Origin of the sequence: Achromobacter sp. HZ34 (genome assembly GCF_002209485.1) — a bacterium.
Classification (GTDB): Bacteria; Pseudomonadota; Gammaproteobacteria; order Burkholderiales; family Burkholderiaceae_B; genus Bordetella_C.
This window is the reverse complement of record NZ_NJIX01000003.1, coordinates 745,763-761,528: the sequence shown is the minus strand read 5'-3', so window position 1 is coordinate 761,528 and position 15,766 is coordinate 745,763. Positions and strand designations below refer to the sequence as shown.

Genomic DNA, 15,766 nt, shown 5'->3' with positions numbered 1-15,766 from the left:
GAAAACGGAAGCGGACATGTTATCCATCAAGAACCTCGAAGCGGGCTATGGCAAGGTCAAGGTCCTGCACGGCATCAGCATGGATGTGCCCAAGGCCAAGGTGGTGACGCTGATCGGCTCCAACGGCGCCGGCAAGACCACCACCATGCGCGCGCTGTCGGGCATGATCAAGCCCACCGCCGGCGAGATCACGCTGGGCGCGCAGCGTATCGACGGCCTGGATTCGCATCGCATCGCCCGCCTGGGCCTGGCGCATTCGCCGGAGGGCCGGCGCGTATTCCCGACCTTGTCGGTGGCCGACAACCTGCGGCTGGGTGCCTATCCGCGCCTGACCGGCAAGCGTCCGCGCGGTGACGTCGACGGCGACCTGGACCGGGCCATGGATCTGTTCCCGCGCTTGAAGGAAAGGCGCGCCCAGCTGGCCGGCACGCTGTCCGGCGGTGAGCAGCAGATGCTGGCCATGGCGCGCGCCGTCATGCTGAACCCCGACCTGGTGCTGCTGGATGAGCCGTCCATGGGCCTGGCGCCCATCCTGGTGGAAGAGGTGTTCCGCATCATCGGCAGGCTTAAGGAGCAGGGCGTGACCATGCTGCTGGTGGAACAGTTTGCCGCGGCGGCGCTGAACGTGGCGGACTACGGCTACGTGCTGGAGAACGGCCGCATTTCCGTTCATGGCACGCCTGACAAGCTGCGCCACGATCCCGCCGTTGTCGCGGCCTACCTGGGCGGGTCGCACTGAACGGGTCGCACTAAGCGGGTCGCACTAAGCGGGTCTCACCAGCTGGCCGATTCTTCCTGTCCGGGCGATTCGCACGGACTTGTGTGAATCGGCCGCTTACGCGTGTGGACTTTTCCCAAGCTGGCACGGGTGCGGAACAAAAAATCTTTTCCGACGACTGATTCTTCAAATTGTCTGTCCTGGCTTTCGTAAGCGCAGAATCGCTCGCAGCGATTGCGCGAACGCAGTAGTCCGGACCTGTCGCTCAAGCGAACGAGCATGAGCATTTGGAGATCAGTCATGAGCACTATTTCGAACGTCGCATCTTTTTCAAACGCCAGCCCTGTCGCGCAGCCCCCGGCACCGGGCGCGGCCGTGGACAGGCTTGCCGGCCTGGGCGCAGGCAGTGGCAACACCGTCCCCGAGGCCCTGGGCGCGCCAGCGTCGCTTGCCTCGTCGGCGCAAGCGAAGCAGGTCGGCGGCATAGGAACCGTCCACCGTCAGCAAGCCGATGTGTCCGAGCGCCTGGTCGTGACCGGTACGCGCAACGTCGTTCGCCTGAAGGACGGCGATAACGAAGTCGAGTTGAAAAGCAGCAATCCTCGGTCCGCTTTCGGCAATACGCGCCTTGTCGCCGGCAATGGCAACAACCAGGTGACCAGCGACGACCGCGGCGCGTTCATCAGGTTGGGCGACGGCAATAACACCTTCAGCGGAAAATTCACTGCGCTGAACGTGGGCGATGGCAACAACACGCTGAACGTCGACGGCGCGCCGGTCACCAGCATCAGCGTAGGGGCCGGGAGCAACGCGATCGACATCAGGAATGGCAAGGACGTGGGCCTGAAGCTGGGCGGCGGTGTCACGCAACTTAAGGGCGATCTGGGTGGCATGGATGTGTTCCTGGGCGACGCCGATATCCCTGCCAAGCCCTCGTTCCGGCGCAGCGGTGAAGACCTGGTCGTCACCGGGCCCGGACTGCGCGAGAAGCTGACGCTGGTTGGCGTCTATGGCAAGGGGGCGCCTACCGATGACTTCATCATCGACAACGGCGGCCGTCGCTATTCCTTCCTCCAGGACCTGGGGCTGGATCGCATCGATCCCGCTTCCCGTCGCAATCGCTGAGTTCGGAACGCTGCCGCGGGCGGCGTTCCTCACGAATTCTCCTTTCTCATAAACATTTCGCCTGGATCGATTACTGGAGTTCATCATGACCCAAATCTCTCAATCCCAAGTCCAAGCCTTTCCTTCCACCAACGTGCCGGTCCTGGCCGATGCTAAGCGGCACGATGGCATTGCGCATGAAGGGCTGGGAGCGCTAGCCAATGGCACGGAACTGCCCGTACTGGGCACGACGCCGCAGGTGCATGCATATGCCCGCCACGCGGACACCACCGTGCGTGCGCGCCGCTCCGCGGAAACGCCGCCGGCACCCATCGAACTGAAAGGACAGCGCGAAGTTTTCACGGATACGAGCGATAAGAAACACCAAATCGAGGTTACCGGTCCTCGCCCAACAATCACCCTGGGCGGTGGTGACAATCAGATCAGCTTGAAGGATATTGTTTTCGCCAAGTTGAAGGCTGGCGATGGCAATAACACCATCGACTCGAAGGACATTCTGGCCAGGGTGATTTTGGGAAATGGCAATAATCGCTACACGGGCAGGGCTGATTTCCTGACCTTGGGTAACGGCAACAATATCGTGTCGGGCCAAAGCAATTACACGCGTCTTGGCGACGGCAACAATCAGTTCACGGGGGAATTCTCGGATTTGCAGATTGGTAATGGCAACAACCAGATCCGCCTGACCGGCGCGACGGGGCCGATCACGCTGGGTAGCGGCTCCAACACAATCGACGCCAGCGGCCTGTCGTATTTGCTCAAGGTGCATTCGAATGGGGGCGACACGCAGGTGACGAATTTCACCAAGAACATGGATTTCCATTTCAGCGCCGGCGCCAATCCGGCCAATGTCTCGATCAGCCAGGTCGGCAATGACCTGGTCGTCGCCAGGAGCGGCTCGAAGGAGAAATTGACCGTGCCCGGCTACTACGTCTCGCGACCCCGGGTGACCGTGCACGCGGGCGGATCGATGTACACGCTGCACGGCAACGCCCTCGGCGCTCTCGATGCAGGCAGGTGGAGCCGAGGCTGATTCAAGGAAGCCCCTTGCCCGCCAAGGGGTCTTCCCCGTAGTGCTTCAGGCCTTCCAGGTCCAGCACCCGCACGCCGCCGTATTCCACGCGCAACATGCCGGCCGCCTCCAGCGCTCCCAGCGCCTGGTTGGCGCGCTGGCGCGACACCCGGGCCAGGTAGCCCACCTCTTCCTGGGTGATCGCCAGCTTCATCCCCATGCCGGGATAGAGCAGGGGATTGAACAGCTCCGCCAAACAACGCGCGACGCGCGCATCGGTGTCCAGCAGGCGATCGTTTTCCGCCTTGCCGATGAATTGCGCCACCCGTTCGTTGAGCTGCTGCAGCAGGTAGCGGTTGAATGGAATGCTGGTATCCAGCAGAAATTCAAATGTGGCGGCCGGCAGCCGCGCCACCACCGAATCCCGCAACGCCACCACATCGTATTTGCGGATCTCATGCTTCAGCAGGGTACCTTCGCCTATCCATCCGCCCGCCGGCACGCCGGTCAGCGACGCCAGCTTGCCATCCGCATTCCCCACCGACACCTTCACCAGTCCGGCCAGCACGCCTATCCAGGCCTGGCCTGGCTGGCCTTTGCGTTCGATGATGGTGCCCGCGTTCACATGCTGGATGGTGACGTCCTTCAGGACGCGCGCCTGCTCCGGCGCGGTCAGCACGCGTAGCCAGGCGGCGGCCAGTTGCAATGAATCGGCATGCTGCATCGGGATATACCCTAAAAGGCTATGAAATGTCGTAGCGGTGACAGTTGGTGGATTTTTAACCTTATACCTTAAGCGCAGCCCGATACCTACAACGACAAGGGCTGGACGCCACGCCGGGGGGTGTCACGATCCACCGATCGTCACATCAGGCCAGGGCTGCGTCCAGACCCGCACAGGAGACAACGTGGCGCAAGACCTGTCTGCATCCTCGCCGATGCCGGCGGCGGCGGACACCTTTCCCGCCTTGCTGCTGGCGCATGCGCGTACGCGCGGCGACCGTCCCGCGATCCGGGAAAAGCACCTGGGTATCTGGCAGGCCCTGACGTGGGCGCAGGTGGCCGCATTGGTGCGGCGCAGCGCGCATGGCCTGGCGGCGCAAGGGGTGCTGCCCGGACAGCATGTGGCGGTGGTGGGTGAAAACCGTCCGCGTCTCTATATCTCCATGATGGCGGCCCAGGCGCTGGGCGCGATTCCGGTACCGATGTACCAGGACGCCGTCGCCCAGGAAATGGCCTACGTGCTGCAGGATGCCGCCGTCGGCGTGGTCATCGCCGAGGACCAGGAGCAGGTCGACAAGATGCTGGAGCTGCGCGAGGTCTGTCCCGCCCTGCGCCGCGTCGTGTACGACGATCCGCGCGGGCTGCGCCATTACGCCGATCCCTTGCTGATGTCCTTCGACGAGCTGCTGGCCGCCGGCGACGCACACGCGGCGCGTGATGCCTCCTTCTTCGACCAGGCCGCGGCGGCAGTGCGCCCGCAGGACACCGCGGCGATGTTCTACACGTCCGGCACCACCGGCAAGCCCAAGGGCGTGGTGCTGACCCACCTGGCGCTGATCGATCGGGCGCGCGCGGTGCAGGACATGGAAAAACTGACCGACCGCGAGGACGTGCTGGCCTACCTGCCGCCGGCGTGGATAGGGCAGAACATGTTCTCCTATACGCAGCTGCTGGTCACCGGCTTCACGGTCAATCATCCGGAATCGCCGTCCACCGTGGCCATCGACATGCGCGATATCGGCCCCACCTATTACTTCGCGCCGCCGCGCATCCTGGAAGACCTGCTGACGCGCGTGCTGATACGCATGGAGGATGCGGGCTACCTGAAGCGCCGTTTGTTCAAGGCCTGCATGAACCTGGCGCGCAAGGTGGGCGTTCGCATCCTGGACGGCGAACCTGTCGGCCCGTTCGACCGGGTGCGCTATGCCCTGGGTGACGTGCTGATCTACGGCCCGCTGCGCAATGCGCTGGGCATGAGCCGGGTGCGCGTGGCCTACACCGCGGGGGAGGCCATCGGGCCGGACCTCTTCACCTTCTACCGCTCGCTGGGCATCAACCTGAAGCAGCTGTACGGCTCCACCGAAACGTCGGTGTTCGTCTGCGTGCAGCCTGACGGTATGGTTCGCGCCGATACCGTGGGCCCACCGGTGGCCGGCGTGGAGATCAAGGTGGCCGACAACGGCGAGATCCTGGTGCGCAGCCCGGGCCTGTTCAAGGAGTACTACCAGAATTCCGCCGCCACGCTGGAAGCGCGCGGCGAGGACGGCTGGTTCCACACCGGCGATGCCGGCTATCTGGACCAGGACGGCCAGTTGAAGATCATCGATCGCGCCAAGGACGTCGGCAAGCTGGCCGACGGCAGCCTGTTCGCGCCCAAGTACATCGAGAACAAGTTGAAGTTCTTTCCCCACATCAAGGAAGTGGTGGCCTTCGGTGCCGGCCGCGACCAGGTGTGCGCGTTCATCAACATCGATCTGGAAGCGGTCGGCAACTGGGCCGAGCGGCGCGGGCTGCCCTATGCGGGCTATACGGACCTGGCGGGCAAGGATGAAGTCAATGAACTGATCCTGGGCTGCGTCGAACAGGCCAATGCCGAGCTGGCGCGCGATCCGCGGCTGGCGGCGTCGCAGGTGCGGCGTTTCCTGATCCTGCACAAGGAACTGGACCCGGACGACGACGAACTGACCCGCACGCGCAAAGTGCGGCGTGCCTTCATCGCGCAGAAGTATGCCGTGCTGGTGGACGCATTGTTCGCGGGGCAGGCCACGCAGTACATCGAAACCGAGGTGAAGTTCGAGGACGGCCGCAGCGGCCGCATCGCCGCGGACCTGAAACTGCGCGACGCGCGGGTCTTCCCCGCCTTGGCCGGGGAGGCGGCCTGATATGACGACAGCCGCCTTGATGGCCGCCAATCCTGGCGACGTTGCTTCCTCCGCTGCCGGCACTCCCGCCGCCGCCGCGCCCGCTCCCGTTGATCGGATCGTGACCCGCCCTGACGCCGGCCCCAACGCGCGTGCGCGGCGCAGCGGCGAGGTCATCCTGGACATGCAGAATATTTCGCTCGCTTTCGGCGGCGTGAAGGCACTGACGGATATTTCCTTCAATGTGCGCGAGCACGAGATCCGCGCCATCATCGGCCCCAACGGCGCCGGCAAGAGCTCCATGCTCAACGTCATCAACGGTGTGTATACGCCGCAGCAAGGTGCCATCGTGTTCGCCGGCCAGCACTACACACGCATGTCACCGCGCCGCGCGGCCGAGATGGGTATCGCGCGTACCTTCCAGAACCTGGCGCTGTTCAAGGGCATGAGCGTGCTGGACAACATCATGACCGGCCGCAACCTGTGCATGAAATGTGGCCTGCTGGCGCAGGCCCTGCGCATCGGCCCCGCCGCGCGCGAGGAAAGCCGCCAACGCGAATTCGTCGAGAACATCATCGATTTCCTGGAGATCCAGGCCTACCGCAAGGTGCCGGTCGGACGTCTGCCCTACGGCCTGCAAAAGCGCGTCGACCTGGGCCGCGCGCTGGCCATGGAGCCGCGCCTGCTGTTGCTGGACGAGCCCATGGCAGGCATGAACATCGAGGAAAAGCAGGACATGAGCCGCTACATCCTCGACGTCAACGACGAGTTCGGGACGACCATCGTCCTGATCGAACACGATATGGGCGTGGTGATGGATATCTCTGACCGGGTGGTGGTGCTGGACTACGGCAAGAAGATCGGCGACGGCGAGCCCGATGCGGTGCGTGCCAATCCCGACGTCATCCGCGCCTACCTTGGCGTGGCGCACTGAGCGCGGGGAGCACGACATGGGATTCTTTCTCGAAACGTTGTTCGGCGGCTTGATGAGCGGCATGCTCTACGCCTTGATCGGCCTGGGCTTCGTGCTGATCTTCAAGGCTTCCGGCGTCTTCAATTTCGCCCAGGGCGCCATGGTGCTGGTGGCCGCGCTGGCGATGGCGCGCTTTTCCGAATGGATCCCGCGCTGGCTGGGTTTCAACAATGCCTTGCTGGCCAATGTGCTGGCATTCATCGCCGCGGCAGCCGTGATGTTCGCGCTGGCGGTGGTGGTGGAAAAATTCGTGTTGCGCCATCTGGTCAACCAGGAGGCCACCACGCTGCTGATGGCCACGCTGGGTATCAGCTATTTCCTCGATGGCCTGGGCCAGATCTCCTTCGGCAGTTCGGTCTATTCGATCAACGTCGGCATGCCCAAGGCTCCGGCCATCATCCTGGATTCGGTGTTCGAGGGCGGCCTGCTGATCAACCTGGAGGATCTCACCGCGGCGGTGGTGGCGGCGCTGCTGGTGGCCGCGCTGGCGCTGTTCTTCCAGTACACGTCCACCGGCCGCGCGCTGCGCGCGGTGGCCGATGACCACCAGGCCGCGCAGTCCATCGGCATTCCCTTGAACCGCATCTGGGTGGTGGTGTGGAGCGTGGCAGGCCTGGTGGCGCTGGTGGCGGGTGTGATCTGGGGCTCCAAGTTCGGCGTGCAGTTCACGCTGTCCACCGCCGCCTTGCGCGCCTTGCCGGTGGTGATCCTGGGCGGCTTGACGTCGGTGCCCGGTGCCATCCTGGGCGGCCTGATCATCGGCGTAGGCGAGAAACTGTCCGAGGTGTATCTGGGTTCGCTGGTCGGTGGCGGCATCGAGATCTGGTTCGCTTACGTGCTGGCGCTGGTCTTCCTGTTGTTCCGGCCGCAAGGCCTGTTCGGCGAAAAAATCATCGATCGCGTCTAGAGTTCGGACACAGGAGACATCGCATGCTGTACCGAGAGAACGGCCAGTTCAAGACCACCTACCTGGCCGACCAGCAGATCTTCCCGATACGCCAGGACCGCATCTTCGTGGTGCTGCTGCTGGCCTTCGCCTTCATCGGCGTGCCGCTGCTGGCCAGCGACTATCTGCTGCGCGCCATCCTGATTCCCTTCCTGATCCTGTCGCTGGCGGCCGTGGGCCTGAACGTACTGGTGGGCTATTGCGGCCAGATCTCGCTGGGCACGGGCGCCTTCATGGCGGTGGGCGCCTATGCCGCGTGGAATTTCGGTGTACGCATTCCCGCCATGCCGCTGCTGTTGCAGATCGTCCTGGGCGGCTTGTGCGCCACGGTGGTGGGCGTGGTGTTCGGCATTCCCAGCTTGCGCATCCGGGGCCTGTACCTGGCGGTGGCCACGCTGGCCGCGCAGTTCTTCGTCGACTGGGCCTTCCTGCGCATTCCGTACTTCACCAACTATTCGTCGTCGGGCAATGTATCCGTGCCGCTGCTGACGGTGTTCGGCCTGCCGGTGCAGAGCGCCATGGAGAAATACCTGTTCGTGCTGGCACTGGTTTGCGTGTTCACGCTGCTGGTGAAGAACCTGGTGCGCGGCGCGGTGGGACGCGAATGGATGGCCATCCGCGACATGGATGTGGCGGCCTCGGTGATCGGCATCCGGCCGATGTACGCCAAGCTGACCGCCTTCGCCGTCAGCTCCTTCATCGTCGGCGTGGCCGGGGCCTTGTGGGGCTTCATCCACCTGGGGTCCTGGGAGCCGCTGGCCTTCGACCTGACCCGTTCGTTCCAGTTGCTGTTCATGGTCATCATCGGCGGCCTGGGATCCATCCTGGGCAGCTTCTTCGGCGCCGCCTTCATCGTGCTGGTGCCCGTGCTGCTGTCCAACATTCCCGGCATGCTGGGACTGCCGCTGGCGGTGGATACGGCTTCGCACATCGAGCACATGGTGTTCGGCGCCCTCATCGTCACCTTCCTGATCGCCGAGCCGCATGGCCTGGCGCGGTTGTGGAGTATCGCCAAAGAGAAGTTGCGGTTGTGGCCATTCCCATATTGACCATTTTGATCGAGGCTGCAGGCGTTTACCCGGCGCCAGACCGGGTTATCACGGTGCCACAGAGCACCCCGTGGAGGTAGTGGAGATGAAGCGTTCGAATCTGAAGCATTCAAGTCTTCGGCATGCGGCTGCCGCGCTTGCCCTGGGCGGCGCGCTGGGTAGCGCCAGCCTGCCGGCCATGGCCGACGAGCAATTCGTGCCGCTGCTGGTCTACCGCACCGGCTCCTTCGCGCCCCTGGGGATTCCCTGGGCCGACGGCAAGCTGGATTATCTGAAGCTGGTCAATGAACGCGACGGCGGCGTCAACGGCGTCAAGATCACCTATGAGGAATGCGAAACCGCCTACGCCACCGACAAGGGCGTGGAGTGCTACGAGCGCCTGAAGACGCACGGCCCGACCGGCGCTTCCGGCTTCGACTCCCAATCCACGGGCATCACGTTCGCGGTGACGGACAAGGCGCCGCTGGACAAGGTGCCGGTGGAAACCGTGGGCTACGGTTTGTCGCAGGCCGCGGACGGGTCGGTGTTCCAGTGGAATTTTCCGCTGCTGGGCACCTACTGGACCGCCGCCGACGTGATGATCCAGGACATTGCCAGGAAAGAAGGTGGCATGGACAAGCTCAAGGGCAAGAAGATCGCCCTGGTTTATCACGACTCGCCCTATGGCAAGGAGCCGATTCCGCTGCTGCAGAAGCGCGCTGCCGCCAACGGCTTCGAACTGCAGCTGTATCCGGTCACCGCGCCCGGCGTCGAGCAGAAGTCGACCTGGTTGCAGATCCGCCAGGCGCGGCCTGCTTATGTGCTGCTGTGGAGCGCGGGCATCATGACGCCCACCGCCATCCGCGAGGCGCAGGCCAGCGGCTATCCGCGCGACAAGATGTACGCGATCTGGTGGGCCGGTTCGGAGGGTGACGTCAAGGACCTGGGCGATGTGGCCAAGGGCTACAACGCCATCACCATCCACAACAGCGGCGAGCAGGGCAAGGTCATGGCGGACTTGAAAAAGTTCGTCTACGACAAGGGCCAGGGCAGCGACCGCAACAACACCACGCTGGGCACCATCGCACACACGCGCGGCATGATCATTTCCATGCTGCAGGTGGAGGCCATCCGTACCGCGCAGGAGAAGTACGGCAAAGGCAAGTCGGTGACGCCGGAGCAGGTGCGCTGGGGCTTCGAGAACCTTGACCTGACACAGGAGAAGTTGGACAAGCTGGGCTTCGGCGGCATCGTGCGGCCGTTCAAGACGTCCTGCGCCAACCACCTGGGCGCGGACTGGGCCCGCATCGTGCAGTGGGACGGCAAGCAGTTCAAGGTGGCTTCGGACTGGTACCAGGCCGATCCCAATATGGTGGGACCGCTGGTGAAGTCAGAGTCGGCCAAGTACGCCAAGGACAAGAACGTCACCCCGAAGAATTGCGAAGGGTAGGCAGCAGGCGTGTCGGGGATGAGGCGGCTGGCGCAGGGGCACTTCCCTTGCCCTGCGCTGGTCTGTTTTACAGGAGCGGTTCAATGAGCACATCGCCAAATGTCGCGGGTTTGGGCGCGGCTGACGCGGCCAACGCGGCGGCGCCCCCGCCGGTGCTGCTGGACGTCAACGGCATCGAAGTGATCTACAACCACGTCATCCTGGTGCTCAAGGGCGTGTCCCTGCAGGTGCCGGAAGGCAAGATCGTGGCGCTGCTGGGCGCCAACGGCGCCGGCAAGACCACCACCTTGCGCGCGGTATCGAATCTGCTCAAGGGTGAACGCGGCGACGTCACCAAAGGGCAGATCCGCTATCGCGACGAGCGCGTGGAACGGCTGTCTCCGGCCGAGCTGGTGCAGCGCGGCGTGGTGCAGGTGATGGAAGGCCGGCATTGTTTCGCTCACCTCACGGTGGAAGAAAACCTGCTCACCGGTGCGTATACCCGGCAACTGGGACGTGGCGATACCGCCGCGGCCCTGGAACGGGTGTACCAGTACTTCCCCCGCCTGAAACAACGCCGGACCAGCCAGGCTGGTTACACCTCCGGCGGCGAGCAGCAGATGACGGCGATTGGCCGGGCCCTGATGGCCAGCCCCACCATGATCCTGCTGGACGAGCCGTCCATGGGCCTGGCGCCGCAGATCGTCGAAGAGATCTTCCAGATCGTGCGCGACCTCAACCAGCGCGAAGGCACCAGCTTCCTGCTGGCCGAGCAGAACACCAATATCGCCCTGCGCTACGCGGACTACGGCTACATCCTGGAAAACGGCCGTGTGGTGATGGATGGCGCGGCCGACGCCCTGAGTGCCAATGAAGACGTGAAAGAGTTCTATCTGGGCATTTCCAGTGGTGCGCGCAAGAGTTTCCGCGACACCAAGTTCTACCGCCGGCGCAAGCGCTGGCTGGCGTGAGGCGCATATGTCCACTTTCTTCGATGGCCTGGAGACGCGCGCGCCCGAGCAGCGTGAGCAGGCCCTTTTGGCCGCTTTGCCGGCGGCCATCACGCATGCACAAGCGCACGCCCCCGCCTTGGCACGGCAACTGGCTGGCGTCGATGCCGCCGCCGTGACCTCGCGCGCCGCGCTGGCGGCGCTGCCCGTCTTGCGCAAGCACGAATTGCTGGAAGGCCAGCAGCGCAGTCGCGCGGCGCCCGGTCCGGTCGATGCGGAAAAGGTCTTCGGTGGCTACGCGGCCCTGGGATGGGGCCAGGCGCTGCGGGTGTTCGCATCGCCCGGTCCCATCTACGAACCGGAAAGCGCGCGCCGCGATTACTGGCGCTTCGGCCGCGCGCTGTATGCAGCCGGGTTTCGCGAAGGCCATCTGACCTATAACTGCTTTTCCTATCACTTCACGCCGGCCGGCTCCATGATGGAGACCGCCGCCCACGCCGTGGGTTGCACGGTTTTTCCTGGCGGTACCGGGCAGACCGAGCAGCAGGTCATGGCCATCCGCGACCTTGGTCCCAGCGGCTATACGGGTACGCCCAGCTTCCTCAAGATCATCCTGGAAAAGGCCGAGGAGCTGGGGGTAAAGCTGGACACCCTGCGGCGCGCCCTGGTTTCCGGCGAGGCGTTCCCGCCCTCGTTGCGCGACTGGCTGTCGGCGCGCGGGGTGCAGGGTTACCAGGCCTACGGCAGCGCCGACCTGGGGCTGATCGCCTTCGAGACCGAGGCGCGCGAAGGCCTGGTGGTGGGCGAGGACATCATTGTCGAGATCGTGCGTCCCGGCACGGGCGATCCGGTCGAGGAAGGCGAGGTCGGTGAAGTGGTGGTGACCACGCTGAACCCGGACTATCCCCTGGTGCGTTTCGGCACCGGCGACCTGTCGGCGGTACTGCCCGGCCAGTCGCCCTGCGGCCGCACGAATCTGCGCCTGCGCGGCTGGATGGGACGGGCCGACCAGACCACCAAGGTGCGGGGCTTGTTCGTGCACCCGTCGCAGGTGGCGGAGATATTGCGGCGCCATCCGCAGGTGCGTCGGGGCCGGCTGGTGGTTACCGGCGCGACGGGGGCCGACCGCATGGTGCTGCGGGTCGAGGTTGCCGGGATGCCGGCATCGGCGCAACTGGCGGGTGCCGTGGCGGAGTCGGTGCGCGACGTCACCAAGTTGCGGGCCGAGGTCGAGCTGTGCGTACCGGGCAGCCTGCCCAATGACGGCAAGGTCATCGAGGACGCGCGGTCTTACGATTGAGGGTCTTCTTGCAGAGGTGGGCGGACTTGCAGGGCCAGGCGTGAGCTTATTGCCCCGGGTCATTAACCGAATGCCATCTGACGCGCTAAGCTTATGCTCCGGTGTTTCGTGGCTCCCCCGAAACCCCGCCCGAACTGCATAAAAGGACTCATCATGCGTATCGTCAAGGCCGTCATCGGCGCCGCCGTCCTGGCCGGCGCTGCCCACACGGCGCAAGCCGCCCCGGAACAAGGCAAGACCCTGGACGTGGTGCGCCATCGCGGCACGCTGCTGTGCGGCACCACCACGGGTTTCGCCGGCTTCTCGGCGCCGGATGCCCAAGGTAACTGGAAGGGCCTGGACGTCGACATGTGCCGGGCCGTGGCCGCCACCGTGTTCGGCGATGCCACCAAGTTCAAGGTCGTGCCCCTGAATTCGCAGCAGCGCTTCACCGCCCTGCAATCCGGCGAAGTCGATCTGCTGGCCCGCAATACCTCGGTCACGCAGCAGCGCGACACGGCCCTGGGCCTGGTCCATGCCGGCATCAATTTCTACGACGGCCAGGGCTTCCTGGTGCCCAAGTCGCTCAACGTCAAGAGCGCCAAGGAATTGAACGGCGCCACCATCTGCCTGCAGGCCGGCACCTCGAACGAGAATACCCTGGCCGATTGGGCACGGGCCAACAAGGTCGAATACAAGCCAGTGGTGATCGACCAGTTCAACGAGGTCGTCAACGCTTTCGTGGCGGGCCGCTGCGACGTGTTCAGCACGGATGCGTCGGGCCTGGCCTCGATCCGCATCTCCAAGCTGGCGAAGCCGGACGATTACGTGGTGCTGCCGGAAATCATTTCCAAGGAGCCGCTGGGGCCCTTCGTGCGCCAGGGTGACGACAACTGGCTGAACATCGTGTCCTGGTCGTTGTCGGCCATGATCGAGGCGGAGGAATATGGCGTGACGTCGGCCAACGTCGAACAGCAGCTCAAGAGCGAGAACCCCAATATCCAGCGCATCCTGGGTGTGATTCCAGGCGCGGGCAAGAACATGGGGGTGGACGACAAATGGGCCTACAACATCATCAAGCAGGTCGGCAATTACGGTGAGAGCTTCGAGCGTAATGTCGGCCAGGGCAGCCCCTTGAAAATCCAGCGCGGCCTCAATGCGCAATGGAACAAGGGCGGCCTGATGTACGCGCTGCCGATCCGCTAAGCCGCGCGGCTGGCCGCAATGGCATTGCCTGCCCGGCTGGCGGATTTGCGGTCCAGGTGGCCGGAGATCCATTGCCCGATGTCGACGACAGCATCGAAATCGATGCCCGTTTCGATGTCCAGGCCGCGCAGCATGTACAGCACGTCTTCCGCTGCCACGTTGCCGGTGGCGCCCTTGGCGTAGGGGCAGCCGCCCAGCCCGGCGACCGAGGTATGGAAGATGGAGATGCCGGTTTCCAGGGCCGCCAGGATGTTGGCGACCGCCTGGCCGTAGGTGTCATGGAAGTGGCCGGAAACACGCGCCGGGTCCACCTTGGCGGTGACCGCGCGCATCACTTCGCGCACTCGCGCCGGCGTGCCCACGCCGATGGTGTCGGACACGTCGATCTCGTCGCAGCCCAGGGCCAGGTAGCGTTGCGCGACGTCGACCACCGCCGCCACGGGCACTTCGCCCTGGTAGGGGCAGCCCAGCGCGGTGCTGATGGAGCCGCGCAGGCGCAGGCCGGCGGCCTTGGCCGCTTCGGCCACGGGTTCGAAGCGGGCGATCGATTCGGCGATGGAGCAGTTGATGTTCTTCTGGGAAAACGCTTCGCTGGCGGCGCCGAAGATGACGACTTCATCGGCCTTGGCCGCCAGGGCCGCATCGAAGCCTTTCATATTGGGGGTCAGGACGGAATAGATGACGCCCGGCTTGCGTTCGATACCGGCCATCACCTCGGCTCCGTCCGCCATCTGCGGTACCCATTTGGGCGACACGAACGACGCCGCTTCGACATTCTGGAAGCCGGCGGCGGCCAGGCGATTCACCAGTTCGATCTTGATGTCGGTGGAGATGAAGGCTTTCTCGTTTTGCAAACCGTCGCGGGGCGAGACTTCGACGATTTTGACGCGTTCGGGCAAGGGCATGGTGATTCCTGTTCTTGGTGCTGTTCGTTGACTCCTGCCGCGGATTTTAGTCCTTGCGGCGCGCCGTGGATTTGAGGGGGAGGCGTTGGAAGTACCCACTCTCACGGCGCGCCACCAGGCCGGCCAGTTCCAGCCGCAGCAGGGCGGTGTCGAGGTCGGCGCTGCGCAGGCCGCTCCGTCGCAGCAGCACTTCGCGATGCACGGGCTCGTGGCCCAGGCAGGCCAGTAGTGCAGCCGTTGACGGGCCGGATGATTCAGCGGCTTCACCGGCCGTGTCCCCGCCTGTGTTCGAGCCGTCTGCGCGCCTGGGGTTCCCTGCCTCGCACGCGGGCCGTCGAAGCGCCCCCGGTTCATCGCTGTCTCGCGGTGGTGCATTACTCTGACCCTGGCCGTGCGGGTTGTCCGGCTGAAGGCCTTGCAGCTCGTCCGTGATGTCCTGGGCGCACTCCACCAGCTTGGCGCCCTGGCGGATCAGGGCATGGCACCCACGCGCCAGGGGCGAATGGATGGAGCCCGGAATGGCGAATACCTCGCGGCCGTATTCGCCGGCCAGCCGCGCGGTGATCAGGGAGCCGCTGCGGCTGGCGGCTTCCACCACCAGTACGCCACGGACCAGTCCGGCCACCACGCGGTTGCGGCGGGGGAAGTGGTGGGGCAGGGCGGGGGTACCCAGCGCAAACTCGCTGACCAGGGCGCCGGCCTGGGCAATGCGTCCTGCCAGGGCCTGGTGATGCGAGGGATACACCAGGTCTATGCCCGTCCCCAGCACGGCGACCGTGCCGCCACCGCTCGGCCGGCCGGCATCCAGAGCGCCTTCATGGGCGGCGGCATCGATACCGGCAGCCATGCCGCTGACGATGCACCAGCCCTGTGCCGCCAGGTGCTGGGCGAAGGCGTGGGCGTTTTCGCGGCCGTCGAGGCTGGCGTTGCGTGCCCCGACGACGGCCAGCGACGGTCTGGACAACAAGGACGGATCGCCATGCACGTACAGCAACAGCGGCGGGTCACCGACTTCCAGCAGGCGGCGGGGATAGGCCGGGTCGGCCAGGCACAGCAGGTGGTGGTCCGGGTGGCGCACCCAATCCAGCGCCGCCGCGATGCGCGCGGCCAATGCGGGAACGGGCCGCGCGGCCAGCTGCCGGGCCAGCGGTCCGGGTACCCATTGCGCCAGTTCAGCGACCGGGTGGGTGTACAGATGCTGCGGCAAGCCCACGGCGCCGAGCAAGGCGTAGGCATCGGCCGGGTTCAACCCGGGCTCCAGCGACAGGCGCAGCCAGGCGAAGAGTTCTCCAGGATCGTGGACAAGAGGCATGACTCAGTGTCCCACGATG

General features: G+C 64.9%; 14 protein-coding genes. 11 read left to right on the top strand and 3 right to left on the bottom strand.

What is annotated here, in order from left to right; all coding sequences use genetic code 11:
* Window positions 1–16 precede the first annotated feature (16 nt).
* The 3 genes from CEY05_RS15505 to CEY05_RS15495 all read left to right on the top strand — a co-directional run bounded on the left by CEY05_RS15505 (window position 17) and on the right by CEY05_RS15495 (window position 2,876).
* Complete coding sequence (locus tag CEY05_RS15505; protein WP_088599175.1) at window positions 17–739, top strand: ABC transporter ATP-binding protein; 723 nt, start codon at window positions 17–19, stop codon at window positions 737–739.
* 279 nt (window positions 740–1,018) lie between these two features.
* On the top strand, window positions 1,019–1,843 hold the full coding sequence (locus CEY05_RS15500) for a hypothetical protein (RefSeq protein ID WP_088599174.1): 825 nt from the start codon (window positions 1,019–1,021) through the stop codon (window positions 1,841–1,843).
* Window positions 1,844–1,928: 85 nt separating this feature from the next.
* Window positions 1,929–2,876 (top strand): hypothetical protein, encoded by a 948-nt coding sequence (locus CEY05_RS15495; protein WP_088599173.1) that lies wholly within the window; start codon window positions 1,929–1,931, stop codon window positions 2,874–2,876.
* A 1-nt stretch (window position 2,877) separates the two neighbouring features.
* Here CEY05_RS15495 and CEY05_RS15490 read toward each other — a convergent pair whose 3' ends face one another.
* Complete coding sequence (locus CEY05_RS15490) at window positions 2,878–3,579, bottom strand: Crp/Fnr family transcriptional regulator (RefSeq protein WP_088599172.1); 702 nt, start codon at window positions 3,577–3,579, stop codon at window positions 2,878–2,880.
* Window positions 3,580–3,793: 214 nt separating this feature from the next.
* Between CEY05_RS15490 and CEY05_RS15485 the strand changes: the two genes are divergently transcribed.
* The 8 genes from CEY05_RS15485 (at window position 3,794) to CEY05_RS15450 (ending at window position 13,530) form a co-directional block, all read left to right on the top strand.
* Complete coding sequence (locus CEY05_RS15485) at window positions 3,794–5,740, top strand: long-chain fatty acid--CoA ligase (RefSeq protein WP_198952805.1); 1,947 nt, start codon at window positions 3,794–3,796, stop codon at window positions 5,738–5,740.
* 163 nt (window positions 5,741–5,903) lie between these two features.
* Window positions 5,904–6,653: an ABC transporter ATP-binding protein gene (locus tag CEY05_RS15480; protein WP_088599269.1), complete on the top strand. Its 750-nt coding sequence runs from the start codon at window positions 5,904–5,906 to the stop codon at window positions 6,651–6,653.
* 16 nt (window positions 6,654–6,669) lie between these two features.
* A complete protein-coding gene (locus tag CEY05_RS15475) occupies window positions 6,670–7,599 on the top strand; it encodes a branched-chain amino acid ABC transporter permease (protein WP_088599170.1) in 930 nt (309 codons plus the stop codon).
* Between the two features lie 23 nt (window positions 7,600–7,622).
* Window positions 7,623–8,687, top strand: coding sequence for a branched-chain amino acid ABC transporter permease (locus CEY05_RS15470; RefSeq protein WP_088599169.1), 1,065 nt, complete (start codon window positions 7,623–7,625; stop codon window positions 8,685–8,687).
* Window positions 8,688–8,766: 79 nt separating this feature from the next.
* Window positions 8,767–10,116, top strand: coding sequence for an ABC transporter substrate-binding protein (locus CEY05_RS15465; protein ID WP_088599168.1), 1,350 nt, complete (start codon window positions 8,767–8,769; stop codon window positions 10,114–10,116).
* Between the two features lie 83 nt (window positions 10,117–10,199).
* Window positions 10,200–11,066 carry an ABC transporter ATP-binding protein gene (locus CEY05_RS15460; protein WP_233161533.1) on the top strand — a complete coding sequence of 289 codons (867 nt, stop codon included), beginning with the start codon at window positions 10,200–10,202 and terminating at the stop codon, window positions 11,064–11,066.
* Between the two features lie 7 nt (window positions 11,067–11,073).
* Entirely contained in the window at window positions 11,074–12,345 is a 1,272-nt protein-coding gene (locus CEY05_RS15455; RefSeq protein WP_088599167.1) for a phenylacetate--CoA ligase family protein, read from the top strand.
* 153 nt (window positions 12,346–12,498) lie between these two features.
* Window positions 12,499–13,530: an amino acid ABC transporter substrate-binding protein gene (locus CEY05_RS15450; RefSeq protein ID WP_088599166.1), complete on the top strand. Its 1,032-nt coding sequence runs from the start codon at window positions 12,499–12,501 to the stop codon at window positions 13,528–13,530.
* Here CEY05_RS15450 and CEY05_RS15445 read toward each other — a convergent pair.
* Together CEY05_RS15445 and dprA are read right to left on the bottom strand one after the other, a co-directional pair.
* A complete protein-coding gene (locus tag CEY05_RS15445; protein WP_088599165.1) occupies window positions 13,527–14,435 on the bottom strand; it encodes a hydroxymethylglutaryl-CoA lyase in 909 nt (302 codons plus the stop codon). The genes CEY05_RS15450 and CEY05_RS15445 overlap by 4 nt on opposite strands.
* Before the next feature lie 46 nt (window positions 14,436–14,481).
* Window positions 14,482–15,747, bottom strand: a complete 1,266-nt coding sequence (gene dprA, locus CEY05_RS15440; protein ID WP_088599164.1) for a DNA-processing protein DprA — start codon at window positions 15,745–15,747, stop codon at window positions 14,482–14,484.
* Window positions 15,748–15,766: the final 19 nt, after the last annotated feature.